This window comes from Streptomyces sp. NPDC058534 (assembly GCF_042717365.1).
Lineage (GTDB): Bacteria > Actinomycetota > Actinomycetes > Streptomycetales > Streptomycetaceae > Streptomyces.
The window spans coordinates 53,087-54,121 of record NZ_JBHXNW010000060.1 but is presented as its reverse complement, the minus strand read 5'-3'; the positions used below and the strand labels follow the sequence as shown (position 1 = coordinate 54,121).

Sequence of the window (1,035 nt, the reverse complement as noted above, 5' to 3'; positions counted from 1 at the left end):
CGGTGCCCCTGACCCCCCACCGAACACACTTCCGCAACACCCCCCCCACCCCCGCCCCGGGGCTTTTCACCGCCCACCGCCCACGGGGGGGGGGGCCCCCGCGGGGGCCCCACCCCTCTCGTCCGTAACAGTCACCGGTAGTTGACGAACTGCAGCGCGAAGTCGAAGTCCTGGCCCTTCAGCAGGGTGATGACGGTCTGCAGGTCGTCACGGCTCTTCGACGAGACCCGCAGCTCCTCACCCTGCACCTGTGCCTTGACGCCCTTGGGGCCCTCGTCGCGGATGAGCTTGGCCACCTTCTTCGCGTTCTCCTGGGAGATGCCCTCCTCGATCGACGCGAAGATCTTGTACTCCTTGCCGGAGAGCTGCGGCTCGCCCGCGTCCAGAGCCTTCAGCGAGATGCCGCGCTTGATCAGCTTGGACTGGAAGACGTCGAGGACGGCGCTCACCCGGTCCTCGGAGTTGGCCTCCATGAGGATCTTCTCCCCGGACCACGAGATCGAGGCGCCCACGCCCTTGAAGTCGTAGCGCTGCGAGATCTCCTTGGCGGCCTGGTTGAGGGCGTTGTCGACCTCCTGCCGCTCGACCTTCGAGACGATGTCGAAACTGGAGTCGGCCATGTCCTGTGGCTCCTTGTATCTGTGTGCGTGTCGGCCCGTATCGGGTCCGTACCGGCATGTGTCGGCGGCCGCCGAGCCCGGCAGGGTCCCTCGGCCGCATCCGGACCAGCCTAGCCACCCGCCGACCCCCGAGCGGCGATCAATCGGGTGGCGAAGCACCCCGCCACATCAGGTATTGTTTACGTCGTTGCCACGGAGTGCCGCCGAAAGCGGCTCGACAGGCAGCGAACCCCGGCGGTGTGCCCGAGCGGCCAAAGGGAGCAGACTGTAAATCTGCCGGCTCAGCCTTCCCAGGTTCGAATCCTGGCGCCGCCACACGGGAACGAAAGGGCCCCGTGACCTGCGAATCAGCAGGGCACCGGGCCCATGGGGATGTGCGGAGCCCGGGTGGCACGTGGGCGGTGGGGGCCGGCGG

Annotated in this window: 1 protein-coding gene and 1 tRNA gene; one reads left to right on the top strand and one right to left on the bottom strand. The window is 67.8% G+C overall.

What is annotated here, in order from left to right:
* Window positions 1-131 precede the first annotated feature (131 nt).
* Window positions 132-620, bottom strand: coding sequence for a YajQ family cyclic di-GMP-binding protein (locus ACFWR9_RS30240; RefSeq protein WP_125495720.1), 489 nt, complete (start codon window positions 618-620; stop codon window positions 132-134).
* Between the two features lie 233 nt (window positions 621-853).
* On the opposite strand from ACFWR9_RS30240, the gene ACFWR9_RS30235 reads away from it, so the two are divergent.
* A tRNA-Tyr gene (locus ACFWR9_RS30235) sits at window positions 854-935 on the top strand.
* The last annotated feature ends 100 nt before the right edge of the window (window positions 936-1,035 follow it).